The sequence below is a fragment of the Janthinobacterium sp. NKUCC08_JDC genome, assembly GCF_019345575.1.
GTDB lineage: Bacteria > Pseudomonadota > Gammaproteobacteria > Burkholderiales > Burkholderiaceae_D > Janthinobacterium > Janthinobacterium aestuarii.
Map to the genome: position 1 here is coordinate 1 of NZ_JAHKQW010000060.1, position 243 is coordinate 243.

Annotated in this window: 1 tRNA gene; it reads right to left on the bottom strand. The window is 43.2% G+C overall.

Annotated elements, in window-relative coordinates:
* Window positions 1-147: 147 nt before the first annotated feature.
* Window positions 148-223: transfer RNA gene (locus KO538_RS29105), tRNA-Ala, on the bottom strand.
* Window positions 224-243: the final 20 nt, after the last annotated feature.

Below are 243 nucleotides of genomic sequence, written 5' to 3' on the forward strand. Positions count from 1 at the left end.
CATTACCCATCGATTCGCTTTTTACGGCAAACCGATCAATAAATAATCTTTACTTCTTCCAGATTGTTAAAGAACATACAGCACTTGGTCTCGAAAAGACCAAACCTAAATTCAATCACCGATGTGATTAACTTACGTTTGAACTTTTGGTGGAGGATGACGGGATCGAACCGACGACCCCCTGCTTGCAAAGCAGGTGCTCTCCCAGCTGAGCTAATCCCCCTGAGATTTACTACAGAAACT